At 69.3% G+C, this 24,324-nt stretch carries 25 protein-coding genes; 10 read left to right on the forward strand and 15 right to left on the reverse strand.

Features of this window, described 5'->3' with window-relative positions:
- Positions 1-10: 10 nt before the first annotated feature.
- Genes rsmD through G4D77_RS09880 form a run of 3 tightly spaced genes read right to left on the reverse strand, consistent with a single transcriptional unit; the run spans position 11 to position 3,581 of the window.
- Positions 11-718, reverse strand: coding sequence for a 16S rRNA (guanine(966)-N(2))-methyltransferase RsmD (gene rsmD, locus G4D77_RS09870; RefSeq protein ID WP_016449073.1), 708 nt, complete (start codon positions 716-718; stop codon positions 11-13).
- Positions 715-2,076: a M16 family metallopeptidase gene (locus G4D77_RS09875; RefSeq protein WP_046985885.1), complete on the reverse strand. Its 1,362-nt coding sequence runs from the start codon at positions 2,074-2,076 to the stop codon at positions 715-717. Before G4D77_RS09875 ends, rsmD begins: the two co-directional genes overlap by 4 nt.
- Positions 2,077-2,102: 26 nt before the next feature.
- Positions 2,103-3,581 (reverse strand): M16 family metallopeptidase, encoded by a 1,479-nt coding sequence (locus G4D77_RS09880; RefSeq protein ID WP_026062084.1) that lies wholly within the window; start codon positions 3,579-3,581, stop codon positions 2,103-2,105.
- Between the two features lie 28 nt (positions 3,582-3,609).
- Between G4D77_RS09880 and ftsY the strand changes: the two genes are divergently transcribed.
- Together ftsY and G4D77_RS09890 are read left to right on the forward strand one after the other, a co-directional pair.
- The gene (gene ftsY, locus G4D77_RS09885; protein WP_016449076.1) at positions 3,610-4,830 is read left to right on the forward strand and encodes a signal recognition particle-docking protein FtsY; all 1,221 of its coding nucleotides are present in this window, start codon (positions 3,610-3,612) and stop codon (positions 4,828-4,830) included.
- Between the two features lie 254 nt (positions 4,831-5,084).
- Positions 5,085-6,074, forward strand: coding sequence for a Bug family tripartite tricarboxylate transporter substrate binding protein (locus G4D77_RS09890; RefSeq protein ID WP_154835407.1), 990 nt, complete (start codon positions 5,085-5,087; stop codon positions 6,072-6,074).
- On the opposite strand, the gene cutA is transcribed toward G4D77_RS09890, so the two are convergent.
- From cutA to G4D77_RS09930, 8 genes are all read right to left on the reverse strand, one after another.
- Positions 6,061-6,459: a divalent-cation tolerance protein CutA gene (cutA, locus tag G4D77_RS09895; protein ID WP_154835409.1), complete on the reverse strand. Its 399-nt coding sequence runs from the start codon at positions 6,457-6,459 to the stop codon at positions 6,061-6,063. The two genes, G4D77_RS09890 and cutA, sit on opposite strands and share 14 nt — an antisense overlap.
- Before the next feature lie 52 nt (positions 6,460-6,511).
- Positions 6,512-7,537: a 2-dehydropantoate 2-reductase gene (locus tag G4D77_RS09900; protein ID WP_017404218.1), complete on the reverse strand. Its 1,026-nt coding sequence runs from the start codon at positions 7,535-7,537 to the stop codon at positions 6,512-6,514.
- Between the two features lie 18 nt (positions 7,538-7,555).
- Entirely contained in the window at positions 7,556-8,314 is a 759-nt protein-coding gene (locus G4D77_RS09905; RefSeq protein ID WP_016449082.1) for a class II aldolase/adducin family protein, read from the reverse strand.
- A 67-nt stretch (positions 8,315-8,381) separates the two neighbouring features.
- Positions 8,382-8,927 carry a MarR family winged helix-turn-helix transcriptional regulator gene (locus G4D77_RS09910; RefSeq protein WP_016454136.1) on the reverse strand — a complete coding sequence of 182 codons (546 nt, stop codon included), beginning with the start codon at positions 8,925-8,927 and terminating at the stop codon, positions 8,382-8,384.
- A gap of 150 nt (positions 8,928-9,077) precedes the next feature.
- A complete protein-coding gene (locus tag G4D77_RS09915) occupies positions 9,078-10,313 on the reverse strand; it encodes a dienelactone hydrolase family protein (protein ID WP_016449084.1) in 1,236 nt (411 codons plus the stop codon).
- A gap of 58 nt (positions 10,314-10,371) precedes the next feature.
- The gene (locus G4D77_RS09920; protein WP_154835411.1) at positions 10,372-10,899 is read right to left on the reverse strand and encodes a flavin reductase family protein; all 528 of its coding nucleotides are present in this window, start codon (positions 10,897-10,899) and stop codon (positions 10,372-10,374) included.
- 14 nt (positions 10,900-10,913) lie between these two features.
- A complete protein-coding gene (locus G4D77_RS09925) occupies positions 10,914-12,221 on the reverse strand; it encodes a styrene monooxygenase/indole monooxygenase family protein (RefSeq protein WP_154835413.1) in 1,308 nt (435 codons plus the stop codon).
- Between the two features lie 36 nt (positions 12,222-12,257).
- Positions 12,258-13,049, reverse strand: a complete 792-nt coding sequence (locus tag G4D77_RS09930) for an SDR family oxidoreductase (protein ID WP_012203717.1) — start codon at positions 13,047-13,049, stop codon at positions 12,258-12,260.
- Positions 13,050-13,241: 192 nt separating this feature from the next.
- On the opposite strand from G4D77_RS09930, the gene G4D77_RS09935 reads away from it, so the two are divergent.
- The gene (locus tag G4D77_RS09935; RefSeq protein ID WP_154835414.1) at positions 13,242-14,249 is read left to right on the forward strand and encodes an AraC family transcriptional regulator; all 1,008 of its coding nucleotides are present in this window, start codon (positions 13,242-13,244) and stop codon (positions 14,247-14,249) included.
- An 18-nt stretch (positions 14,250-14,267) separates the two neighbouring features.
- Here the strand turns inward: G4D77_RS09935 and G4D77_RS09940 are convergent, their stop codons facing one another.
- The 4 genes from G4D77_RS09940 to G4D77_RS09955 all read right to left on the reverse strand — a co-directional run bounded on the left by G4D77_RS09940 (position 14,268) and on the right by G4D77_RS09955 (position 17,175).
- A complete protein-coding gene (locus G4D77_RS09940; RefSeq protein WP_013803947.1) occupies positions 14,268-15,038 on the reverse strand; it encodes an SDR family oxidoreductase in 771 nt (256 codons plus the stop codon).
- A 138-nt stretch (positions 15,039-15,176) separates the two neighbouring features.
- A complete protein-coding gene (hpaH, locus tag G4D77_RS09945; RefSeq protein WP_016449088.1) occupies positions 15,177-15,980 on the reverse strand; it encodes a 2-oxo-hept-4-ene-1,7-dioate hydratase in 804 nt (267 codons plus the stop codon).
- Positions 15,981-15,990: 10 nt separating this feature from the next.
- Positions 15,991-16,677 carry a flavin reductase family protein gene (locus G4D77_RS09950; protein WP_126312514.1) on the reverse strand — a complete coding sequence of 229 codons (687 nt, stop codon included), beginning with the start codon at positions 16,675-16,677 and terminating at the stop codon, positions 15,991-15,993.
- A 39-nt stretch (positions 16,678-16,716) separates the two neighbouring features.
- The gene (locus G4D77_RS09955) at positions 16,717-17,175 is read right to left on the reverse strand and encodes a VOC family protein (RefSeq protein ID WP_126312513.1); all 459 of its coding nucleotides are present in this window, start codon (positions 17,173-17,175) and stop codon (positions 16,717-16,719) included.
- 141 nt (positions 17,176-17,316) lie between these two features.
- Here G4D77_RS09955 and G4D77_RS09960 point away from each other — a divergent pair, with 141 nt between their 5' ends.
- The 7 genes from G4D77_RS09960 (at position 17,317) to G4D77_RS09990 (ending at position 24,314) form a co-directional block, all read left to right on the forward strand.
- On the forward strand, positions 17,317-17,889 hold the full coding sequence (locus tag G4D77_RS09960) for a MarR family winged helix-turn-helix transcriptional regulator (RefSeq protein ID WP_154835416.1): 573 nt from the start codon (positions 17,317-17,319) through the stop codon (positions 17,887-17,889).
- Positions 17,890-18,156: 267 nt separating this feature from the next.
- Positions 18,157-18,972: a MetQ/NlpA family ABC transporter substrate-binding protein gene (locus G4D77_RS09965; protein WP_250134270.1), complete on the forward strand. Its 816-nt coding sequence runs from the start codon at positions 18,157-18,159 to the stop codon at positions 18,970-18,972.
- Between the two features lie 46 nt (positions 18,973-19,018).
- A complete protein-coding gene (locus G4D77_RS09970) occupies positions 19,019-19,825 on the forward strand; it encodes a MetQ/NlpA family ABC transporter substrate-binding protein (RefSeq protein WP_016449092.1) in 807 nt (268 codons plus the stop codon).
- A gap of 23 nt (positions 19,826-19,848) precedes the next feature.
- Complete coding sequence (locus G4D77_RS09975) at positions 19,849-21,021, forward strand: methionine ABC transporter ATP-binding protein (RefSeq protein WP_034367960.1); 1,173 nt, start codon at positions 19,849-19,851, stop codon at positions 21,019-21,021.
- Complete coding sequence (locus tag G4D77_RS09980) at positions 20,993-21,655, forward strand: methionine ABC transporter permease (RefSeq protein ID WP_012203707.1); 663 nt, start codon at positions 20,993-20,995, stop codon at positions 21,653-21,655. Before G4D77_RS09975 ends, G4D77_RS09980 begins: the two co-directional genes overlap by 29 nt.
- Positions 21,656-21,738: 83 nt before the next feature.
- Positions 21,739-23,031 carry an SfnB family sulfur acquisition oxidoreductase gene (locus G4D77_RS09985; protein WP_047217975.1) on the forward strand — a complete coding sequence of 431 codons (1,293 nt, stop codon included), beginning with the start codon at positions 21,739-21,741 and terminating at the stop codon, positions 23,029-23,031.
- Between the two features lie 5 nt (positions 23,032-23,036).
- Positions 23,037-24,314, forward strand: coding sequence for an SfnB family sulfur acquisition oxidoreductase (locus G4D77_RS09990; protein ID WP_046988047.1), 1,278 nt, complete (start codon positions 23,037-23,039; stop codon positions 24,312-24,314).
- Positions 24,315-24,324: the final 10 nt, after the last annotated feature.

Here is a 24,324-nt window from a genome sequence, read left to right on the forward strand (position 1 = left end):
CGGCGCCAGCCTACTCGTCCTGCGCGGCCTTGCGCAGCAGATGGGCGTGGACGGCACCCGCCTTGAGATGGCGGAACAGCTGCAGGCCGCCAGCCTCGGCCAGTTGCTCCTCGGTCCAGGCCTGGGGCGCCTCCAGATAGACATAGCCCTGGGCGGAGACGGCCAGCGCAGCGGCCTTCAGCGCAGGCTCGAACAGCTCGGCATGGTCGAACGGCGGATCGATCAGCACCAGGTCCAGCGTGCCCGGCGCCACCTGGCGCAGGCAGCCGATGCCATCGCCGCGCAGCACGCGCACGGACTGGGCGTCCAGGCGCTCGCGCAGGCGCTGCAGCTGCAGCACCAGGGCGGCGTCCTGCTCGTTCATCAGCACGCTGGTCGCGCCGCGCGATGCGGCCTCGAAGCCCAGCGCACCCGTGCCCGCGAAGGCGTCCAGGCAGTGCCAGCCCGTCAGGTCCTGGCCCAGCCAGTTGAACAGGGTCTCGCGCACGCGGTCCGGCGTGGGGCGCAGGCCCGGGCGCTGCGCCACGGGCAGACGCGTGCGGCGCCACTGGCCGCCGATGATGCGGACCTCGCCCGCACCCGAGGGTGCCGGCTTGCCCGCCTTTGCCTTTGCGGCCGGTGCTGCGGCAGGCGCCTTGGGCGCCGCGGCCTCGGCCGTGGCCTTTTCCAGCCAGCGCTTGCCGGCAGGGGTATGCAGTTTGATGCTGTTGCGGCTCATTGCTTGCCTCCCACGACGACGGTCACCATGCGATCGGGCTGCAGCATGCGCTGCATGGCCTCGCGCACATCACGCACGGTCAGCGCCTGCACGCGCTCGGTCCAGTGCTCCAGATAGTCCAGCGGCAGGCCGTTCCAGGCGATGTTGGCCACATTGCCCAGCAGCTTGCGGTTGCTGTCTATGCGCAGCGCAAAGCCGCCGATCAGATTGTCCTTGGCAGCCTTGAGCTCCTTCTCGGTCGGGCCGTCGGCGACAAAGCGGCGCAGCGTGTCCTGCGACACCTTCAAGGCCTCGGCCGCCTGGTCGGGGCGTGTCTGCAGGGCGATCGTGAAGGCCCCCGCGTCCAGGCCTGGCGAGAAGTCGCTGTAGACGCTGTAGCTCAGGCCGCGCTTTTCGCGCACTTCCTCGGTCAGCCGCGAGGTGAAGCCGCCGCCGCCCAGGATGTGGTTGCCCACGAGCACGGCCATGAAGTCCGGGCTGTTGCGTGCAATGCCGGGCTGGGCGATCAGCACCTGCGCCTGGGCCGAGGCGAAGGGGATGTTCTCGTTGACCGGCGCCTTGAGCGCCTGCACCTTGGGCACGTCGGGCAGCGGAGCGCAGGCACTGGCGTCCTGGCCCTGGGCCGCCTGCAGCGGAGCCAGCAATTGCTGCACCAGCTGGTCGGCCTGCTCGCGGCTGACGGCGCCGACGATGCTGACCTTGGCACGGCAGGCGGCGATCAGCCGGCGGTGGAAGGACTGCATGTCCGACAGGTCGATGCGCGACAGGCTCTCGGCCGTGGCACGCGCACCGTAGGGGTGGGTGCCGAACACGCCCTGGCTCAGGGCCTTGCCGGCCACCGTTCCGGGGCGCGTGTCCGATTCCTTGATGGCCGCAGTCCAGCGCTCGCGCTCGCGCAGCCACACATCCTGCGGCCAGCTGGGGCTGGCGATCTGGCGCGCGGCCAGGGCCACGGCGCGCTGCAGCAGCGCAGGCTCGGTCAGGGAGCGCAGCCCATAGCTGAAGCTGTCGCGGCCCGCCTGGGCGCCAAAGCTGGCACCCAGATCGGCCCAGGCCTGGCCCAGGCCGTTTTCATCGAGAGCAGGCGCGCTGCCCTGGGCCGTGACGCCCTTGGACGCCATCAGCGCCACGGCGCTGGCCAGGCCGACCTGGTTGGCGGGATCGCGCCGGCTGCCGGCGTCGAAATCCATCTGCACATCGACCATGGGAATGCCCGGGCTGTCCACCAGCCAGACCTGCGCCCCGCTGGGCTGGGTCCAGTGCTGGATGGGCAGCAAGGCCCATGCGGACGTGGCGCCAAAGCCCAGGCCCACGCTTGCCAGCACGGAGCTGGCCACCATCTTTTTCATGTTCTTCATCTTCACTCCAGCGTGCTTCGGGGGCATCAATGCAGGGGTCCGCCAATGCCTGCACCCGCGTCGGTGCGGCGGGGCTTGCCGCCTTCAGGCAGGGGCTGCGGCACCAGGGTGCCCACCGTGAGCTGGTCATCGCCAAAGTACTTGGCCGCCACGCGCTTGACGTCATCGGGCGTGATGGTGCGAAGCTGGGCCAGCAACTGGTCTTCCGCATCCAGCGGCATGCCCTGTATCCAGTAATTGCCCAGGCTCTGGGCCTGGCCCATGACCGAGTCGCGCTCATAGACATTGGAGGCCATCCATTGCGTCTTCACGCGCTCCAGTTCGGCAGGCTCGACGCCGTCCCTGGCGACCTTGGCCACTTCGGCGCGCAGCGCGGCCTCGACCTCGGCCGCAGTCTTGCCGGTGGCGGGCACGCCCGTCAGCATGAACAGGCCGGGGCCGCGGCTCATGAGCGACATGGAGCTGCCCGCGCCGTCGGCCACGCGGCCTTCGCCCTGGACCAGGGCCCGCTCCAGGCGGGCGCCGTCATAGCCGTCGAGCACGGCCGAGAGCACCAGCAGCGCCAGCGCATCGCGGTCATCGGCCTGCAGATCGCTGACGCGCGTCAGCGAGGGCGCACGGAAGGCCAGGGCCACCAGGGCCTGCTCGGCCGGCTGCTTGACCTCGATGCGGCGGATGCCGATCTGCGCAGGCTCGGTGCGCGGCTTGCGCACCGGCACGGCGCGTGCGGGAATGCTGCCGTAGTACTTCTCGGCCCAGGCGCGGACCTTGGCAACGTCCACATCACCGGCAATGACGACGGTGGCATTGCCGGGCACATACCAGCGGCTGTGGAAATCGCGCACGTCGCCGGGCGTCAGGGCGTCCAGATCGCTCATCCAGCCGATCACGGGCCGGTGGTAGGGCGAGGCCATGAAGGTCGCCGCCATCAGTTGCTCCATGAGCACGGCGCGCGGCTGGTCCTCGGTGCGCATGCGGCGCTCTTCCTTGATGACCTCGATCTCCTTCTTGAACTCGCTGTCGGGCCAGTGGTTGTTGGCGAAGCGGTCGGATTCGAGCTTCATCACGTCTTCCAGCCGGCTGGACGGAATCTGCTGGTAGTAGCCCGTGTAGTCGCGGCTGGTGAAAGCGTTCTCCTGGCCGCCCAGGGCCGCCACCCGGCGCGAGAACTCGCCGGGCGCCACCTTGCGCGAGCCCTTGAACATCATGTGCTCAAGCGCATGGGCCACGCCCGAGGTGCCGTCCACCTCGTCGATGGCGCCCACGCGCACCCAGACCATGTGCACGGCCGTGGGCGCGCGCCGGTCGGGCTGCACGATGAGCTGCATGCCGTTCTTCAGGGTGAATTGCTGCGCTGCTGTGGCGGACCGCTGGCCGCCTGCGGCCTGGCTGGCCACCGTCTGCAGCAGTGACGAAGGGGAGGAAGAGGATGCATCCGGGGCTGCCAAAGCAGCCCCGGTGCCCATGCAGGCCATTAAGCCCAGGAGGGTGAGTGCATGTTTCATAGAATGCTGTGATTCTAAGAACCTGCCGATGTTCAGTTTTTTCAAGAAAAAGCCCACCCCCTCCTCCGCCGAGATTTCCCCGGCGGACAGCAGCGCCGCGCCTGAAGAGGCCGGCATTCCCGCAACCCCGCCGCAGGACCGCGCCCCAGACCTGCCCCCTGGCACGCCTGCCCCACCGGCCGCAGCCGACACCGGCAGCGCCTGGTGGCGCAAGCCCTTCGGCGGCGGCAAGGGCGATGCCGCCCCGCCTGCCGCACCCGCTGCACCCACTGCTGCTGCTTCCACGCTCGCGCCTGCCGACTTCATTGCCGCACCCGAGCCCACGGCCAAGCCCGAAGCCGAAGGCGCCAGCCGCCAGAACTGGATGCAGCGCCTCAAGGCCGGACTGCGCAAGACCGGCAGCAGCATCGCCACGGTCTTCACCGGCACGCAGATCAACGATGCGCTGTACGAAGAGCTGGAAGACGCCCTGCTGATGGCCGACACCGGCGTCAAGGCCACCGAGCACCTGCTCACCGACCTGCGCCGCCGCGTCAAGGAAGCCAAGGCCACCGACCCCGCCGCCGTCAAGGCGTTGCTGGCCGATGCACTGGCCGACCTGCTGCGCCCGCTGGAAAAGCCGCTGATCATCGGCGAGCACCAGCCTACCGTGGTCATGGTCGCTGGCGTCAACGGCGCAGGCAAGACCACCTCCATCGGCAAGCTGACCAAGCATCTGGCCGACGAAGGCCAGAGCGTGCTGCTGGCTGCCGCCGACACCTTCCGCGCCGCCGCGCGCGAGCAGCTCGGCGTCTGGGCCAACCGCAACACGGTGGAGATCGTCAGCCAGGAAGGCGGTGATCCTGCAGCCGTGAGCTTTGATGCCGTCACCGCCGGCCGCGCCCGCAAGAAGGATGTGGTGCTGGTGGACACGGCGGGCCGCCTGCCCACCCAGCTGCACCTGATGGAAGAGCTGCGCAAGATCCGCCGCGTGGTCACCAAGGCCGATGCCACGGCACCGCACGAGGTGCTGCTGGTCATCGACGGCAACACCGGCCAGAACGCGCTGGCCCAGGTGCGCGCCTTTGACGATGCACTGCAGCTCACGGGCCTGATCGTCACCAAGCTCGACGGCACGGCCAAGGGCGGCGTGCTGGCCGCCATTGCCCAGGAACGACCGATCCCCGTGTACTTCATCGGCGTGGGCGAAAAGGTCGAAGACCTGGAGACCTTCAACGCCCGGGAATTCGCGCAGGCGCTGCTGTCCTGAGGCCACCCGGCACACCACCACCCAAAGGAGCGCGCTGCGCTCCTTTTTTCATGGGCATGCGAGCGCAGCGAAGGCCCAGGCACGCAGGCACGCAGGCATGCAGGCAAGGGTTTTCCCTTGATTCGAATCAAGCCGCAGGTTTTATGCTTTGCATTGATTTATAAGAAGAACGTTGTTTTATACAAGAAACAATCGATAGCCCTCAGGCATTTCTTTTGCTTGTACCTGCCTTGCCTTGTTCCCCGGAGTTCCCCATGAAAGCCCCCACCTTGCTCGGCGCTGCCGCCCTGCTGGCAGCAGCCGCATGCCAGAGCGCCCTGGCCCAGGATGCCGCCGCCCAGCAGCAGCTGGCTGCCAAGCCTTTCACCATCGTCGCGCCCTTTCCGCCCGGCGGCCCGGTCGATGCGCTGGCCCGCCTGCTGTCCACGGGATTGGCCGAGCGCTACAGGCAGACTTCGGTGGTGGAGAACAAGCCCGGGGCCAACGGCAATATCGGCATCGACATGGTCAAGCGTGCCGCGGCGGACGGCCATACGCTGCTGGTCGTGCCCCAGGGCAACCTGACCATCAATCCCACGCTGCTGGCCAGGCCCGGCTACAGCGTGGAGACGGACTTCGCGCCCGTGGCCTCGCTGGCCAAGGCGGCCAATGTGATCGCCGTGCACCCCGGCGTGCCCGCCAAAACGGTGCAGGAGCTGGTAGCCCTGTCCAAGGCCAGGCCGGCCACCATCAGCTATGCCTCGCCCGGCGTGGGCTCCAGCCTGCATCTGGCCGGTGAGCTGTTCAAGCAGCAGACCGGCGCCGACATCCTGCACGTGGCCTACAAGGGCACGGCGCCCGGCCTCAACGATGTGCTGGGCGGCACGGTGCCGATGATCGTGGGCAATGTGCCCGCGCTGCTGCCGCATGTGCAGTCGGGCAAGCTGCGCGCGCTGGCCGTGACCGACCCGGCGCGCAGCAAGTACCTGCCTGATGTGCCCACGCTGGCCCAGGCGGGCGTGCCGGGCATTGCCATCTCGTCCTGGTACGGCGTGATGGCGCCAAAGAAGACGCCACCGGCCGTGCTCAAGCAGCTGGAGAAGGATATTCAGGAGATCTTCAGCACGCCGGCCGTGGTCAGGCAACTGGACCTGCAGGGGATCGAGCCCTGGGTGGTCACGGGCAGCGCCTTCGGCGAGCTGATCCGCAAGGAGACAGCGACCTGGGTGCCCGTGATCAAGGCCGCCAACGTCACGCCGCAGTGATGCGGGGCGCGGGGGCCCTTTCTGCAGCGTCCACCACGTCCCGGGTCGAGACCTGGGAGCGCAGCCACTGCGCATAGTCGGCCATGCAGCGCTCGGTGCGCATGGTGATCTGCGGCACGCTGTAGCTGTGCCCGGCGCGCAGCAGCCGGGCCAGGCGCTCCAGCACGTCGGGCAGGGTCTTGCAGACCAGCCGCCACTCGGGCGTGGCGTGCATCTCGCCGTCCCACACGTAGTGCGAGGTGATGGCCTCCACCTGCACGCAGGCCGCGGCCTGCTGCTGCACCAGGCTGCGCGCCAGATGGGCGGCCTCCTCGGCACTGGGGACGGTGGTGGCCACCACGCACAGCGTGGACCAGGGCGAGGCGGGGTTCTTGGCGGAAGTCATGGAGGCGTAGTCTACGGTTGCGTGCTGCAGGCCGGTACTGGCCCTTGCGGCGTCAGGCCATCAGCCCCTTTTGCCGCGCCTGCAGCCGCGCCAGGCCCAGCAGCGCATCGGTGAACGGGGTGTCCACGCCGCACAGCTGGCCCATTTCGCGCACCGCGCCCACCAGGGCATCGAGTTCCACGGGCTTGCCCGCTTCCACGTCCTGCAGCATGGAGGTCTTGAAGGCGCCCAGCTTGAGCGTGACCGCATGGCGGTCTTCGGGCGATTCGTTGATGGGCAGGCCGATGCGCGCGCCGATCTCCTTGGCCTCCAGCATCACGCGCGTGATCAGGCCGCGCACCAGGTCGTCGCCCAGGATGCGGTCCGAGGTGGCGCCCGTCAGCGCGCTGACGGGGTTGACGGTCATGTTGCCCCAGAGCTTGTACCAGGCGTCGCGCTGGATGTTGTCGGAGACCTTGGCCTCGATGCCGCCGCGCTGCAGCAGTTGGGCCAGTGCCGCCAGGCGCGGCGTGGGCGGCTGGCCGGGCCCTGTGGCCAGGGGCTCGCCCAGGATCAGGCTGTTGCCGAAGTGCCGGCGCACCACGCCGGGCGCATCGTTGGAGCAGCTGGCATGGACCACCGAACCCAGCACCTGGCCCAGCGGGATGGCTTGCGCAATGCGGCCTTCAGGGTCCACGGCTTTCAGCTGCTTGCCGCGCACGCTGGCATCGACACCGCCGTGCAGGAACCACCAGGGCACGCCGTTCATGGCCGTGAGCACCACGGTCTGCGGGCCGATCAGCGGGGCGATGCGCTCGGCCACATCGGGCATGCCCGGCGCCTTGACGGAGATGATGACCAGGTCCTGCACGCCCAGGGCGGCCGGGTCCTGTTCGGCACGCAGCGCGAAGTGCTCGCGCTGCTCGCCGTGCACCAGGGTCAGGCCCTGGGTGCGCAGGGCCTGCAGTGCAGCGCCGCGCGCCACGGCGCTGAGCTGGCAGCCGGCGCGGGCCAGGGCCGCGCCCATCCAGCCGCCGATGGCACCGGCGCCGAAGATGCAGGCCTTGTCGAATGAAATGCTTGTCTGTTCCATGGTCATGCGCGGGAAGCTCCGGGTTCAAAGATCGAGATAGCTGCTGTCGCGCCGGTTCACGCGGCGCACCAGGTGGTCGAACACATCGCGGGCACCGCCGTGGCTGGCGTTGAAGGTCAGCGAGTCCTCGTTGCAGCGCTGGGCCATGGCGTCGGAGACCATGCGCGGCGCGCCCATGGACAGGGTGGCCATCTGCACGTCGCAGGCGCGCTGCAGCGTCCACAGCACCACGAAGGCCTGGGGCAGGTCGCTGCCCCAGCTGAGCAGGCCATGGTTGCGCAGGATCACGGCCTTGCGGTGGCCGATGCTGGCCAGCAGGCGCGGCCCTTCGTCGGCATGGATGGTGATGCCCTCGAAGTCATGGTAGGCCACCATGCCGTGCAGCTGGGCGCTGTAGAAGTTGCTTTGCGACAGGCCCTGCTCCAGGCAGGCCACGCCCATGCCCGAGGTGGTGTGCGTGTGCATCACGCAGTGCGCGCCCGGCAGCCCGTCGTGGATGGCCGCATGCACCACGAAGCCGGCCGGATTCACCGGATGCCGCGAGCCGTCCAGCACCTCGCCGCGCACATTGATGCGTACCAGGTTGCTGGCCGTGACCTCTTCGTAATGCAGGCCGAAGGGGTTGATCAGGAACTGCTTTTCACCGCCCGTCACGCTGTCGGGCAGGCGCACCGTGATGTGGTTGTAGATCAGTTCGTCCCAGCCCAGCATGGCGAAGACGCGGTAGCAGGCGGCCAGTTCGATGCGGGCGGCCCGCTCTTCAGGGTGCATGGAGCAATTCATGGTGTGGCTCGTGGGGTGGGTTCTGAGGTGGGTCTTGAGGTGGGTTGTGCAGTGGCTTGTGGGGAAATCAGGCATCCAGCCCCTGGTCCAGCCCTTGGTCCAGCGCTTGGGAGGCACGGCCCAGCTTGTCCAGGATGCGGTCCAGCATGGCGCGCTCATCGGCCGTCAGGGCATTGAGCAGGGCCGCCTGGTAGGGGCGTGCGCGGGACAGCACCTCGTCGAAGAGCGCCTGCCCAGCTTCGCTCAGCTGCAGCAGGTGGCGCCGCGCGTGCTGCGGATCGGCGCGGCGCAGCACCCAGCCCCGGTCGATCAGCGGCTGCAGCGCGCGGCTGATCTGGGCCTTGTCCATCAGGCTCAGGCGCGACAGCGCGCTGGCATGCAGCTCGCCATGGCGCTGGATCTGGCCCATGAGCCGCCACTCGGTCAGCCCCACGGGCGATGCCGGCGCGATGTAGTGGCGCGTCACCTGGGTCTGCAGCGCATTGGACAGCGCGCCCAGGCGGAAGGTGATGAAGTCCTCCAGCGCCAGCGTCTGGCTGCAGACCTGCGTGTCCGGTGCAGGGCCGGTGGCGGCATCGGCGGCAGGGATCGTGGATGTGCGTGGGCGGGGCATTGGGCGGAGGGAACCGGGCGGCGACGGCGATTGCGATGGCCGCATGATCCACCAATGTTGACATATCAACATTGGTGACAACCCTGAGAGCCCTGGCGGCCTGCAGGCCGCCAGCGGGCGCAGGGTGAAACCCATGCGCCCGCGCCGCGCTCAACGCTTGAGCAGTTCGTTGGAAGGCAGGGTCTCGTCCAGCAGCTTGCGGGCCGTCTCCACGCCCGCCACGGGCAGCAGCGCCGGGTCCAGCAGGCCCACCTGCACCAGCACGCTGGCCTGGTCCCAGTAGATGTGCTCGTGGTAGAGCTTGTCTCCCCGGAACTTGACCACGGCCAGCAGCGGGATCTCCACGCGCCGCCCCGTGGGCCGCACGCCGGGCAGCATCCACGGGATCTCGGTGGTGTGCGTGAAGCAGAACAGCATCTCGTCCACCACCTGCGAGGCCCCCACCGTGCGTGAAATCGGCGTCAGCGACGTGTCGGGCGGATTGCTGTTGACGAAGTGGTTCGTATAGAACGCGTGCAGGTTGCTGAAGCCCACGCCGCCGGTCATGGTGGGGATGTGGTTCACATAGGGCTCGGCCACCATGGTGGCCATGGTGTCGTCCACGTTGCGCGTGGCGAACTCGTACTCGCAGTGCTTGTCCCACAGCGCGGCCAGGTCGAAATGCGGGCCGATGGCGGACTTGAGCGTGGCAATGCTGCGCTCGTGCGCCATCAGCGCCGAGGCCCGGTGGAAATGGTCGCCGCCCTTGCGCGCGAAGGCATGGTCCACGCCCGGATAGACATGCACGGCCACGCCGGGACGCCCGCCCAGCGCCTGGACGATGCGCTGGCGCGCCTCGGGCGGGCAGAAGGCGTCGAGCTCGGCCACATGCAGGGTGAGCGGGCAGCGGATGCGCTCGGCCTCGTCCAGCGCCGCCTCGATGCCCACGCCGTAGTAGCCGACCACCGCATCGGCATCGGTGCGGCAGGCGGCCAGGTAGGCCAGCTTGCCGCCCAGGCAAAAGCCCAGCACGCCGGCCTTGCCGTCCGTGACCTCGGGGCGCTGGCGCAAGGCGTTCAGGCAGGCCTGGATGTCCTGCACGCCCAGGGCCTCGTCGAATCCCTTGTAGAAACCGAAAGCGCGCTCCCAGTCCGCCGGCGTGTAGCCCAGCTCCACATCGGGCTGCTGGCGCCAGAACAGGTCGGGCACCAGCACCACGTAACCTTCTTCGGCGTAGTAGTCGGCCACCTCGCGCATGGTGGCGTTGACGCCGAAGATCTCCTGCGCCAGCACCAGGCCGGGGCCGCTGCCCGAGGCCGGCACGGCCAGGTAGGCGTTGAAGCTGCCGCTGCCGTCCAGCGCGTTGATGCGCACATGGCGGCTTGCCGGGGGTTCTTTCTGCTGCATGGGTTGTCTCCGTTTCAAAGGGTGGGGAAAGCTGCGGTGCCGCTTTTTTCATGACCCGTCATACGCACTCGGGGTGCCGCACCGTCACCTGATAGTAGCCCGCGTGAAAGGCCAGGGGCTCGCCGTCGAAGCGTTCGCAGCGCTCGACCTGGCCGATGAAGATGAGGTGGTCGCCGCCATCGTATTGCCGGACGTTGCGGCAGACGAAGCGGGCCAGCACGCCATCGATCAGGGGCACGCCGGCCGGGCCTTCCGCGCAGTCCAGGCCGACGAACTTGTCCTGCTGCGGCGTGGAAAAGCGCCGCGACAGAAGGTGCTGGTCCGCAGCCAGCACGTGGATGGCGAAGTGGCTGGCGCCCTGGAAATCGCAGACGCTGGGCGCCTGGCGCGCCAGGCTCCACAGCACCAGCGGCGGGTCCAGCGAGACCGAGGAGAACGAGTTGGCCGTCATGCCCACGCGCCGCCCGTCCGGCGCGCGCGTGGTGATGACGGTCACGCCCGTGGTGAACTGGCCGAAGGCCTTGCGCAGCTCGCGCGGATCGAAGGAGCAGGCCGTGGCGGCGGCCGGGGTTTCGCATGTGCTCATGGCGGCCTCTGCGGCTAGGCGGGGACGGCTGCCATGGCGGCGATGGCCGCGCAGCTGTCGATGTAGTGGTCTGCCTCGCCCGCGTCCGCGAACCAGGGGAAGAAGGTGCGCGGGTCATCGAAGCCGTTGGCAAAGGCGCTGGCCAGCGGTGCCAGCGTGCCCGCGCTGGCCAGCAGCTTGAGCACATGGGGTGGCGGTGGCGCCAGCAGCATGTTGGTCCACTGCGTGACCCATTGCGCATAGCCGAACCAGTAGCGGTCGAAGGTCTGCTGCATCCAGGCGGCGTCGAATGCGCCATTGCCGTCACGATTTCCGTCGCCATTGCCGCCGCCATTGCCGCGCGCCAGGATGCTGCGCAGATAGGTGTCGGCGCACTTGGCCGCGTTGTTGGAGCCCTGGCCCGTGATGGGGTCGTTGAGCACCACCACGTCGCCCATGCCCAGCACCTTGCGCCCCGACGGCAGCGTGGCCACGGGCTTGCGCACCGTGGGGGCGAAGCGGCCCGCGAGGATGCCGTTGTCATCGGTCAGCGCAATGTCGCGGCAGCGCTCGGCCTCCCAGGGCACGAAGGTGTCGAGGATCCAGCGGCTGCGCTCCAGGTGCTGCTCCGGTGTCTTCACATCGCCCCAGCAGTCCATGGGGCCGCCGGGCACGCCCTCGAACACCATGATCTCGCAGGGTCCCGTGGTCGTCAGCGCCGGGAACACGAAATACTCGCCCACGCCCGGCACAAGGTTGAAGGACACGGCGGAGAACGGCTCGCGCGGCTTCATGCCCGTCACATAGGTCAGCGCCAGCGCGCGCTGGGGCTGGTCGAAGCGCGAGCGGTGGGCATCGCGCTCGAACAGCCTCGATATCTCGCCCTTGCCGCTGGCGACCAGGGTCAGGTCATGGCTGCGCGTGCATTCCTCCAGCTCGGCGATGCCCGCGTCCTTGAGCACCAGCTCGCCGCCCTGGCGGCGGAAGTCGTCCATCCATGCGGGGATCTTCAGGCGCTGGTCCACGGACTGCGCGCCCGCGTTCAGCCGCGCCGCCCAGTCGATGGCCTTGTCGGCCGCTTTCTCGCCGTGTTGCCCAGGGTGCGGCACGCACAGGCCGATGCCCTCGACCACCGGGCATTCGCGCGACCAGTGGTCCAGGCTCAGGCCGCGCTCTATCTGCAGCGCGCTGTCGAACATGCACTGGCTGGACATGACCCGGCCCTGGGCGATGTCCTGCGCCGTGCGGTTGCTCAGTATCGTGACCTGATGGCCCGCGGCCAGCAGGCCCAGGCCCAGTTGCAGGCCCGACTGGCCGGCTCCGACGATGGCGATTTTCTTCATGGCTGTCTCCTTGCGGCTCCGTGTCCGTACTGCGTACTAGTCCATCAATTGGGGAATGGCGGCCACGGCGCGCTCGGGCCCCATGGCGCCGTAGCCGCCGTCCACCGCGTAGTCGGCCCCCGTCACGAAGCTGGCATGGTCCGAGCACAGGAACAGCACCACCTGGGCCACCTCGTGCGGATCGCCCACGCGGCCCAGCAGGTGAAAGGGCGCGGCCACGCGGTCGGTCTTGGCGCGGTCGCCGCCACTGAGCCGGTCCATCACCGCCGACCAGGTCCAGCCCGGGCAGACGCTGTTGACGCGGATGCCATCGGCCGCCAGGTCCATGGCCATGCTGCGCGTGAGCTGCTTCATGGCCGCCTTGCTGGCCGGATAGAGCCAGCGACCCGTCTGCGCCGCTTCCGAAGAGATGCTGGTGAAATTCACCACGGCCCCGCCACCGGCGGCCACCATGTGCGGGTGCACGGCCTGCAGCATGGCCACGGCGCTGGCCACGTTCACGTTGAACGAGGCCAGCCAGTCCGCGCGCGGCGACTGCAGGCCTTCGTCTACATACGAGCAGGCCAGGTTGACCAGGATGTGCACGCCGCCGTGCCGGCTGCATGCCTGCTGCACGCAGGCGGCGACCTGGGCGTCGTCGGTGATGTCGGTGCGCACGAAAAGCGCGCCCTCGCCCAGCGCATCGGCCAGCACCTGGCCGTTGTCGGCATCGATGTCGGCAATGACCACCTTCACGCCGGCCGCGTGCAGCGCACGCACCACGCCGGCGCCTATCAGGGTGGAGCCGCCGGTGACGATGGCGCTTTTGCCTTCGAGTCCCTTGAACATAACGCTTGTTCTCCCGTGTGGATGCCAGGCCGGGCTGGCCTGTGCAGCACACGTTACGGGGGCCCGGGCCGCGCAGGCATCCGGCAAGCGCAGGCACTGTCCCTGGCGCGCAGAAATCGGCTCCCGGGGAATGGTCCGAATTGTGGGAGCGGGTGGTTTTTGCTACGTTCTGCGCAGCCTATGGAACACGCCATGCACACACCGCTGCCCCTGCAGCGCTACCGGCTTTTCGAGAGCCACGACATGGACGAGGCCCGCGAAAGCGTGGCGCGCGTCTTCTGTCCGCATGGCCTGGGCATGCTGCGCCCGCGCGCCGAGCTGGACGCCTGCCACCACAGCGCGCCGCTTTCCCGCAACGTCAGCTTGAACTATGTGCAGTACGGCCCCGGCGTGTACATCGAGCCCGGCTACCTGCGGGACTTCTTCCTGCTGCAGATTCCCCTGCGCGGCAGTGCCGAGATCCGCTGCGGCGCGCAGCAGGTGGATGCCACGCCGCGCCTGGCCTCCCTGCCCTCGCCGACCGAGCCGCTGTCCATGCGCTGGGCCGACGACAGCCCGCACCTGATCGTGCGCATGGCCCGCCCGGCCCTGGTGGCGCGGCTGGAGGCGCTGCTGCAGGCGCCCGCAGGCCGGCCCCTGGTGTTCGATCTGGGCGTGCCGCTGGACCAGCCGGCGCTGGCACCGCTGGTGCATTTCATCGACTGCCTGCGGCACACGCTGGATGCGGGCAACGCCCTGCAGGCCACACAGGCGCTGGCCCGGCATGCGGAGGAATACCTGCTGACCAGCCTGCTGATGTCGGCCACGCACAGCCACAGCCGCGCACTGGCCGGGGACAGCCGGCGCAGCCTGCTGCCGCGCGGCGTGCGCAAGGCCCAGGAGTACATGCAGGCCCATGCCGACCAGCCCCTGTCGCTGGCCGATGTCTGCCGCGAGGCCGGCTGCAGCGCGCGCACGCTGCAGGCCGCCTTCCGCCAGCACGCAGGCATGGGGCCCATGGATTTCCTGCGCCAGCTGCGGCTGGACCGGGTGCGCGCCGAACTCCAGGCAGCCAAGGGCCCGGGCGCCGCAGCCGGCTCCGGCGTGCGCGACGTGGCGCAGAAATACGGCTTCCTGCACCTGGGCCACTTCGCGGCCCAGTACCGCAGCCGCTTCGGCGAGCTCCCGTCCGAGACGGCGAGCCGCCGCGTGCAGGCCTGAGGGCCTGCCTTTGCCGGTTCAGCCCCGGCCCACGAAGGGCATCTTGGTGGCCATCACCGTGTGGAACAGCACGTTGGCCTCCAGCGGCAGGCTGGCCATGTAGAGCACGGACTGGCCCACCACATCCGCGTCGATCAGCGGCTCCACCGCGATCTCGCCATTGGCCTGGGGCACGCCCTTGGCCATGCGCGATGCCAGCTCGGTCATGGCATTGCCGATGTCGATCTGGCCCACGGCGATGTCGTAGGCACGGCCGTCGAGCGCAGCGGTCTTGGTCAGGCCCATGACGGCATGCTTGGTGGCCGTGTAGGCGCTGGAATTGGGGCGCGGCGCATGCGCGGAGATGGAGCCGTTGTTGATGATGCGGCCGCCGCGCGGCGACTGGTCGCGCATGGTGCGAAACGCCTGCTGCAGGCAATAGAACATGCCGTTGAGGTTGACATCGACCACCTCGCGCCACTGCTCGGGCGTCCAGTCCAGGAAGGAGCCGGGCGGATTGCCCCGGCCCGCGTTGTTGAACAGCAGGTCCACGCGACCGAAGCGCTGCACCGTGCGCGCGAACAGCTGCTCCACGGCAGCCGGGTCGCTGACATCGGTGGCAATGCCCAGCATGCGCTCGCCCGCGCCGTACTTTGCCTGGGCCTCGGCGCAGGTCTCATCCAGCGGCGCCTGGCGGCGGCCTGCCACCACCACCTGGTAGCCCGCGCCCGCCAGGGCCAGCGCCACGGCCTTGCCCACGCCGGTTCCTCCGCCCGTGACCACGGCCGTCTTTGCGTTCTTCATCTCCATTGCTTGTCCATCCTGTAGTGCATGTGTTGCAGCCGCCGCCCGCGCACCGGTGGCGGGCGGCGCCGCTGCATTGTCGGCGACGCGCCGGGCCTGCGGACTGTGCCGCAGGCGACACCATCGCCGCACTGCGGACGAAGCTCAGGCAAAGCGCCAGGCAATGGAGCCCAGCGGCCCGTAATCCACATGGAAGCTGTCGCCGGCCTGGGCCGTGACGGGCCGCGTGAACGAGCCGGCCAGCACCACCTGGCCTGCGTCCAGCTGCTCATCCCATTGCGCGAGCCGGTTGGCCAGCCAGGCCACGCCCGTGGCCGGATGGTTGAGCACGGCGGCCGCCACGCCGGACTCCTCGATCACGCCGTTGCGCTGCAGCAGCGCCGACACCCAGCGCAGGTCCACCGCGTCTGGGCGCACGGGCCGCCCGCCCATGACGATGCCGGCATTGGCCGCGTTGTCGGCGATGGTGTCGCGCACCGTGCGCATGGCCTGGGTATCGCGGTCCTTTTGCTCGATGCGGGCGTCGATGATTTCCACGGCGGGCACCACCCAGTCGGTGGCGGCCAGCACATCGCACAGGGTGACGCCCGGCCCCTTGAGCGCGCGGCCCAGCACGAAGGCCAGCTCCACCTCCACGCGCGGAGCGATGAAGCGCGCAAAGGGAATGTCGCCGCCGGGCTCGAAGAACATGTCGTCCAGCAGGGTGCCGTAGTCGGGCTCGGTGATCTGCACGGCCTGCTGCATGGCACGCGAGGTCAGGCCGATCTTGTGGCCCCTGACCGTGCGGCCCTCGGCGCGCTTGAGCCGCATCCAGGCGCGCGAGATGGCGTAGCCGTCCTGCACCGTCATGTCCGGATGGCGGCGGGAAAAGTGCCGGACCTGCACCCGGCTTTTTTCGCTGGCGTGCAGCTCGGCCGCCAGGCTGTCTATGGTGTGTTGCGCAAGCATGGGCGGCCCTTCAGCGCGCGGCGGGGCCATCGTCGGCCCAGGCCAGGTAGCCGTCGGACACGCCCTGGCGCTGCATGGCATCCCACTGCGCCACCGAAGGCGTGGGCATCTGGAAGGCATCGCCCACGCGGCCATACCAGCCGGGGTTCTGCAGCCGCGCGATCAGCTCCATGGGCGCGGGGTCGAAGTACATGAGCTCGCCATCGACCACGGCCGCATCCATGACATGGGCGGCCAGCACGTCGGCCAGCACCAGGCTGCGCACGCCGTCGATATCGATGATCTGGCGCACGCGGCACTCGAAGGACGCAGGGCTGTCCACGATGCGCGGCGCCTTGACGCGCCGGGCATCGCCCAGGACCAGGCCGGCCTGGGCCGACTCGTCCACCTGCGCGCCGAACTCTATGGCCGTCACCGCCATGCGGCGCGCCAGCGGCTCGGACACCAGGTTCACCACGAACTCGCCCGCGGCCGCGATGTTGCGCGCCGTGTCCTTGAGCACGCCCTGGCGCGAGCCGATGCACACGCACAGCAGCGGCGGATCGCCCGACATGGCGTTGAAGAAGGAAAACGGCGCGACGTTGACCGTGCCGTCCCCGTCCACCGAGCTGATCCAGGCGATGGGACGGGGCAGAACCAGGGAGTGCAGGATGTTGCTGCGCTGCTCGCTGTTGAGCGATTGCATTTCAAAGTACATGGGGATCCGGAGGGGAAGGGAAAAAGGGAGGGCGTCGCGTCACTCGTTGCCGGCGCGCGCCGCGTCCTGCTCGGCCTGGGCGATGCCCGGGGCGCGCGCATTGGACTGGTGCAGTTCCACCAGGTTGCCGGCCGGGTCGCGCAGGAACAACTGCTTGAGGCTGGGCGATGCCACGTTGTCCAGCGTGAAGTAATCGACGCCGCGCGCCAGCAGCTCCTGCTCGGCGCTGAGGATGTCGTCCACGGCCAGCGCGATGTGGTTGGACACGGGGTCCTTGCCCGGGCCCTGCGCATAGCGCGACGGCCCCTCGCTGCCGAGGATGTGCAACTGGCTGCCGTTGGGCAGGTTGATCCAGGAGCCGTAGATGCCGGGGATCTTCCAGCGCGCGGCGTCCTGGGGCAGGTTCAGCACTTCGCGGTAGAAGTCGAGCATGGCGTCGGCCTGGGCGTGGTTGACGCCGAATCCGACATGGTGGAGTTCCAGAACTTTGATGGGCATGGGATGTCCTTGCAGATTTGTGTGCCGCCAAATAATACGCTTAACGTACTATACACAAAGCGTAATATATGAAAGCCGTAAAATCAACCGCCCTTTCTTCTCCCAGCTTCGACCCGGTTTCACCCGCTTCCATCCACTCCCATGAGTCCGCGCAAGACCGCTGCCGCACCAGCCCCCGAATCCACCCCCCTCGCCAAAGCCCCCGAAGCGCTGCGCCCGCACCTGGCCCTGATGGCCCAGACCGCGCAGCCCGGCACCGACACGCCGGCCGCCGGCCTGGGCCTGCTGCTGCTGTGGCTGGCCGACGATGTAGAGCAGCGCGCCAACGCATCGCTGCAGGCGTTCGGCCTGTCCGAGAGCAAGCTCGACGTGCTCATGATCTTCGGCCTGGCCGAGCGCGGGCTGCTGGGCGACACTGTGGTCACGCCCTCCTATATCGCCAGCTACGTCGGCGTGACGCGCTCGTCGGTGACGGGCCTGCTGGACTGGCTGGAAAAGCGCTCGCTGCTGGCGCGCAGCCTCAGCCAGGAAGACCGCCGCAGCTTCGACCTGGCGCTCACCGACCAGGGCCGCGAGGTGCTGGCCCGCGCGCTGCCGGCCTTCTGGCGCATGTGCGAGTCGCTGGTCGACTACCTGGACGAGGGCGAGCGTGCCAGCCTGCAGTCCCTCCTCTTCAAGGCCTGGACGAGGATGAAGGCGCAACAGGCCGCTTGAGCCTGGGAGCGCGGCAGGCCGCCCTGGCTGCCGCAAGCCTGCGCAGCCGGCACGGTGCCATATTTCGCGCGGGCATAAGCTCAATCTTGCTTGCGCAAAATTTCCTTTGCGATCAATGCCTTGCGCCGCGCGTGGCTCGCTATAAGGAAATGTGAATTCCGTCGTGGTGCGCGCCGGGGCCGGGTGTTGCAATGCCTTCAGAGGCCATGCCGGCAGGCGCCATGTGGGCGCCGGCGCCGGGCCTGGCCGAGCTGGAGGAACCACGCCTTGCCCACGCGCAGAAACACATTGCTCTGGTCGCTTGCCGCCACGCTGGCGCTGCCCGGCCTTGCGGCGGCCGCCGCGCTGAAAATAGGCGTCACGCCCGGTTCGCTGGCCGACTCCGTGGAGGTCGCCGCCAAGGAGGCGCGCGCCCAGGGGCTGGACGTGCAGGTCATCGAGTTCACCGACTGGACCACGCCCAACACGGCGCTGGCGGCCGGCGACATCGACCTCAACTACTTCCAGCACCAGGCCTTCCTGGACAACGCCATCCGCGAACGCGGCTATACCTTCACCAGCGTGGCCACGGGCCTGCTGCCCAACATCGGCCTGTACTCGCTCAAGACCCAGCGCTTTGCCGACCTGAAGGAGGGTGCGCGCGTGGGCGTGGCCAATGACCCCGTCAACCAGGGGCGCGGCCTGCTGCTGCTGGAGAAGGCCGGCCTGATCCAGCTGCGCGAAGGCAAGGGCCCGCGCGCGGGGCTGGACGACATCGTGTCCAACCCGCGCAGGCTGCGCTTTGTCGAGATCGAAGGGCCGCAGCTGGTGCGCGCGCTGGACGATGTGGACCTGGCCCAGGGCTACCCGGCCCACTTCGTCAACGCCGGGCGGCCGCAGGTGGCCGGCAATGCGCTGCTGTATTCGGGCATTGACGACCTGTACTACGCCATCCGCTTCGTCTCGCGCCAGGACAACGCCCGGGACCCGCGCATTGCGCAGTTCGTGCGCATCTACCAGACCTCGAGCGCCGTGCAGGCGCAGATCCACAAGTCCTTCGCCGCCAACGACAGGCTGTACAGCCTGCCGTGGCGCAAGCCGTGACGCGGCACCTTCCTGTCTTTTTCGAACTTTTTTTCCGGAGATCCCGATGAAGCTTTCCCGTGCACTGATCGCCCCGCTGGCCGCCCTGGCCCTGTTCTCCGCCCACGCTGCCGACAAGCTGCGCATCGGCGTGGTGCCCGGCGCCTACGCCGACTCGGTGGCCGTGGCCGCCAGGGAGGCCAAGGCCCAGGGCATCGATGTGCAGGTGGTGGAGTTCACCGACTGGACCACGCCCAACGTGGCCGTGGACTCGGGCGACCTGGACATCAACTACTTCCAGCACCAGCCCTTCCTGGACAACGCCATCCAGAAGAACGGCTACAAGCTGGCCAGCGCGGGCACGGGCATCCTGGCCAACGTGGGCCTGTACTCGCTCAAGCACAAGGCCATCGCCCAGGTGCCGCAGGGCGGCAAGGTGGGCATTGCCAACGACCCCGTGAACCAGGGGCGCGGCCTGCTCTTGCTGCAGAAGGTGGGGCTGATCAAGCTCAAGCCCGGCGTGGGCTACCTGGGCAGCCTGGACGACATCGTCGAGAACCCCAAGAAGCTCAGCTTCGTCGAGGTCGAGGGGCCGCAGCTGGTGCGCATCACGGGCGACGTGGACATCGCCCAGGGCTACCCGCACTTCATCGTGGCGGCCAAGGCCTTCGATCCGTCCAGCGGGCTTGCGTACTCGGGCATCGAGGACGCGCGCTTTTCCATCCAGTTCGTGGTCAAGGCCAACCGCACGCAGGACCCCGTGGTGCAGAAGTTCATCCGCATCTACCAGAACTCCGATGCGGTGAAGGCCGAGGCCCAGCGCGCCTTTTCCAACGACAAGCGCCTGTACAACCTGGCCTGGGTCAAGCCCTGAGCGGCGCGGGGAGGACTTCAGCCATGTCAACCAGCATTGCAGCCAGGCAGCCCCTGGCGGACAGGCCGGCCCACGAGGCGGACAGGCGCTCATCGGCAGCGGCCGGCACCACGCGGGAATCCATCCGTGGGCCCGGCGCCGTGGCCTTCAGCGGCGTGGCCAAGACCTACCAGTCTTCGGCCGGGCCCGTACAGGCGCTGGACGCGATCAGCCTGGAGATCGCGCCGGGCAGCATCTTCGGCATCATCGGGCGCAGCGGCGCGGGCAAGTCCAGCCTGCTGCGCACCATCAACCGGCTGGAGCAGCCCAGCAGCGGCCAGGTGCGGGTCGACGGCGTGGACATCGGCACGCTGGACGAGGCGCAACTGGTGCAGCTGCGCCGGCGCATCGGCATGATCTTCCAGCACTTCAACCTGCTGTCGGCCAAGACGGTGCATGACAACGTGGCCCTGCCGCTGCAGGTGGCGGGCCTGCCGCGCGCACGCATCAATGCGCGGGTGAATGAGCTGCTGGCCCTGGTGGGCCTGCAGGAGAAGGCTGGCACCTATCCGAGCCGGCTGTCGGGCGGGCAAAAGCAGCGCGTGGGCATTGCCCGCGCCCTGGCCACCGACCCCGAGATCCTGCTGTGCGACGAGGCCACCTCGGCCCTGGACCCCGAGACCACGCAGTCCATCCTGGAGCTGCTGCGCACCATCAACCGCAAGCTGGGCATCACCATCGTCCTGATCACGCACGAGATGAGCGTGATCCGCGAGATCGCCGACCGCGTGCTGGTGCTGGAGCAGGGCCGCATCGCCGAGCTGGGCGAGGTCTGGAAGGTCTTCGGCAACCCGCAGCACCCGGCAACGCGCGCCCTGCTGGCACCGCTGCAGCACGGCCTGCCCGACGACCTGCGCCAGCGCCTGCTGCCCGACGCGCCCGCAGGCCGCCACGAACGCATCCTGCAGCTGACCTACCGCGGCGAGGACGGGCTGGAGCCCGACTTCCCGCGCATCGCCCAGGCCCTGGGCGGCCGGGTTCGCCTGCTGCATGGCGGCGTGGACCGCATCCAGGGCCATGCCCAGGGGCAGCTGCTGATCGCGCTGGGCGGCGGCACGGCCGCGCATGACTGGCACACATTGACGCAGGGCCCGGCGGCCATTGCGCATGACATCAAGGATCTCGGATATGTCGCTGAATCTGTCCATTCCCATTGAGCGCTACGGCAACGCGCTGGCCGACACGCTGATGATGGTCGGCGTCTCGGGCGGCATCGCGCTGGCGGCGGGCATTCCGCTGGCGGTGCTGCTCATCGTCACCGCACCCGGCGGCTTCCTGGCCTCGCCGCGCACGCACCGCGCGCTGGGCAGCGTGATCAACGGCTTCCGTGCCACGCCCTTCATCGTGCTGCTGGTGGCGCTGATCCCGTTCACGCGGCTGGTGACGGGCACCACCATCGGCGTGTGGGCGGCCATCGTGCCGCTGGCCATCAGCGCCACGCCGTTCTTTGCGCGCATTGTCGAGGTCAGCCTGCGCGAGGTCGATCCCGGCCTCATCGAAGCCGCCCAGGCCATGGGCTGCCGCAAGTGGGACATCGTGCGCCACGTCTACCTGCCCGAGGCCCTGCCCGGCATCGTGGGCGGCTTCACCATCACCCTGGTGGCGCTGATCAGTTCCTCGGCCATGGCCGGCGCCGTGGGCGCGGGCGGCCTGGGCGACCTGGCCATCCGCTACGGCTACCAGCGCTTTGACACCCAGGTGATGCTGCTGGTGATTGCCGTGCTGATCGCGCTGGTCACCGTGGTCCAGGTGCTGGGCGACCGCTACGTGCGCCGGCTGCGCAGCCGCTGACGCTGAAAACAGGCACCAAGCCTTTCCCTCCGGGGCCGCCGCCTGGCGGCCCTCTCCCCACCGACTCAGCAACGAGGCACGGAATGACCACACCGGATGCCCTGGGCGCAGCCTTGCCCGGCAACACACACCACACCCCGGGCGGGGCGCTGCGGCGCCTGCCCCTGCCGCCCTCCACTCCGCACCGCATCGCCAGCGAGGCCGAGGCCCTGCAGGCCGCCCAGGCCCTAGCCGATGAATGGCGCGCGGACGCAGCCGCCCGCGACCATGAGCGGCGCCTGCCCTGGCAGGAAATCGAGCGCCACACGGCCAGCGGGCTGGGCGCCATCACCGTGCCCCGCGCCTACGGCGGCCTGGGCGCCTCGTACGAGACGCTGGCCCAGGTCTTCGTCACGCTGTGCGCGGCCGACCCTTCGCTGGGCCAGATTCCGCAGAACCATTTCGCCGTGCTGCAGAACCTGCGGGACATGGGCAGCGAGCCCCAGAAGCGCCGCTGGTTCGCCGACGTGCTGGCCGGCCACCGCCTGGGCAATGCCGGGCCGGAACGCAAGGGGCGCGCGGCCCATGTGCTGGAGGCCACGGCGCGCCTGTCACGCGATGCCGCAGGCGGCCTGCGCGTCAGCGGCACGCGCTTTTACTCCACGGGCTCGGCCTTCGCGCACTGGGTGCCCTTCCGTGCCCAGGACGAGGAGGGCCGCATCGTGCAGGTCTGGGTGCGGCGCGATGCGCCGGGCGTGACCGTGTTCGACGACTGGGACTCCTTCGGCCAGCGCACCACGGCCAGCGGCAGCGTGCAGCTGGACCAGGTGCAGGTACATCCCGAGGACGTGGTGCCTGCCTGGCAGTTCGAGGCCACGCCCTCGCTGTCCGGCCCGGTGTCGCAGCTGATCCAGGCCTCCATCGACGCGGGCATTGCCCAGGGCGCGCTGCGCGACGCGGTGGACTTCGTGCGCGACAAGAGCCGGCCCTGGATGGACTCCGGCGTGGCGCGCGCCAGCGACGATCCCCACCTCATCCACGAGGTCGGCCAGCTGCAGATCGAGGTGGATGCGGCCTATGCCGTGCTGCTGGAGGCCGCGCGCACGCTGGATGCGCTGGCTGCAGCGGCGGGTGGCGCGGTGGACGAGCAGGCCAGCGCCCAGGCCTCGGTGGCCGTGGCCGAGGCAAAGATCCTCACCACCGAGGCCGCGCTGCAGGCAGGCGAGCACCTGTTCGCGCTGGCCGGCTCCTCGGCCAGCCGCGCCGCCCACCACCTGGACCGCCACTGGCGCAACGCCCGCGTGCACACGCTGCACGACCCCGTGCGCTGGAAATACCACCTGCTGGGCAACTACCTGCTCAACGGCGCCCTGCCGCGCCGCCACCAGTGGAACTGACCGCCATGACACAGACATCGACCCAAGAGCTGCAGGCCCTGGCCTCCACGCCGGGCAGCCAGCCCGCTCCCGCAGCGCCTCCGGCCCGGCCCGCCCACATCATCGGCAGCGAGGCCGAGGCGCTGGAAGCGGCCCGCAGTTTTGCCGCCCTCATCGCCCCCGGCGCGCTGGCGCGCGACCGCGACCGCCTGCTGCCCTGGCAGGAGGTGGAGCAGTTCAGCCAGAGCGGCCTGTGGGGCATCACCATTCCCCGGGAGTACGGCGGCGCAGGCGTGTCCACGGCCACGCTGACGCGGGCCATTGCCCTGATTGCGGCGGCCGATGGCAACTTCGGCCACATTCCGCAGAACCACTACTACTCGCTGGAAGTGCTGCGCGTGGGCGGATCACCCGCGCAAAAGGCCTTCTTCTATGACCGTGTGCTGCGCGGCGAGCGCCTGGGCAATGCGCTGGCCGAGATCGGCCACCGCGACTTCCAGCGCCGCACCCGGCTGCTGCGCGACAGCGGCGGCTGGTTCGTGCAGGGGCGCAAGTTCTATTGCACGGGCGCCCTGTTCGCGCACTGGATTCCCACCCTGGTCAGCGCGCAGGAAGAGGCGCCGGGGCACGGCGAGCGCATGTATCTGGTCTTCATCCCGCGCGATGCGGCCGGCGTCACCGTCACCGACGACTGGGATGGCTTCGGCCAGCGCGTGACGGGCAGCGGCTCCGTGCAGTTCGACCGCGTGCGCGTGGAGCCCGAATGGGTGGTGCCCTTCACCAGTTCCTTCGAGCGGCCCACCACCATCGGCCCCTTTGCCCAGATCATCCATGCCGCCCTGGACGCGGGCATTGGCCACGGCGCGCTGCAGGCCGCCCTGCCCTTCATCCGCGAGCATGCGCGGCCCTGGGTGGACGCGGGCGTGGCCAGCGCCACGCAGGACCCGCTGCTGCTGCAGCAACTGGGCAATGTCCACGTGCGCCTGCGCGCCGCCGATGCCCTGGTGGCCCGCGCGGCTCTGGCCGTGGACGCCGCCCAGCGTGCGCCCACGGACGACAGCGTGGCCGCCGCCTCGGTGGCCGTGGCCCAGGCCAAGGCGCTGAGCACCAGCGCCAGCCTGCTGGCCGGCAGCAAGCTGTTCGAGCTGGCAGGCACGGCCTCCACCCTGGCGGGACAGGGCCTGGACCGCTTCTGGCGCAACGCGCGCACCCACACCCTGCACGACCCCGTGCGCTGGAAATACCACGCCGTGGGCAACTACGTGCTCAACGGCATACGCCCGCCGCGCCATGGCGCGCTCTGACCTTTATCAA

The sequence above is a fragment of the Delftia sp. WY8 genome (assembly GCF_018437695.1).
GTDB classification, from domain to species: domain Bacteria; phylum Pseudomonadota; class Gammaproteobacteria; order Burkholderiales; family Burkholderiaceae_C; genus Comamonas; species Comamonas tsuruhatensis.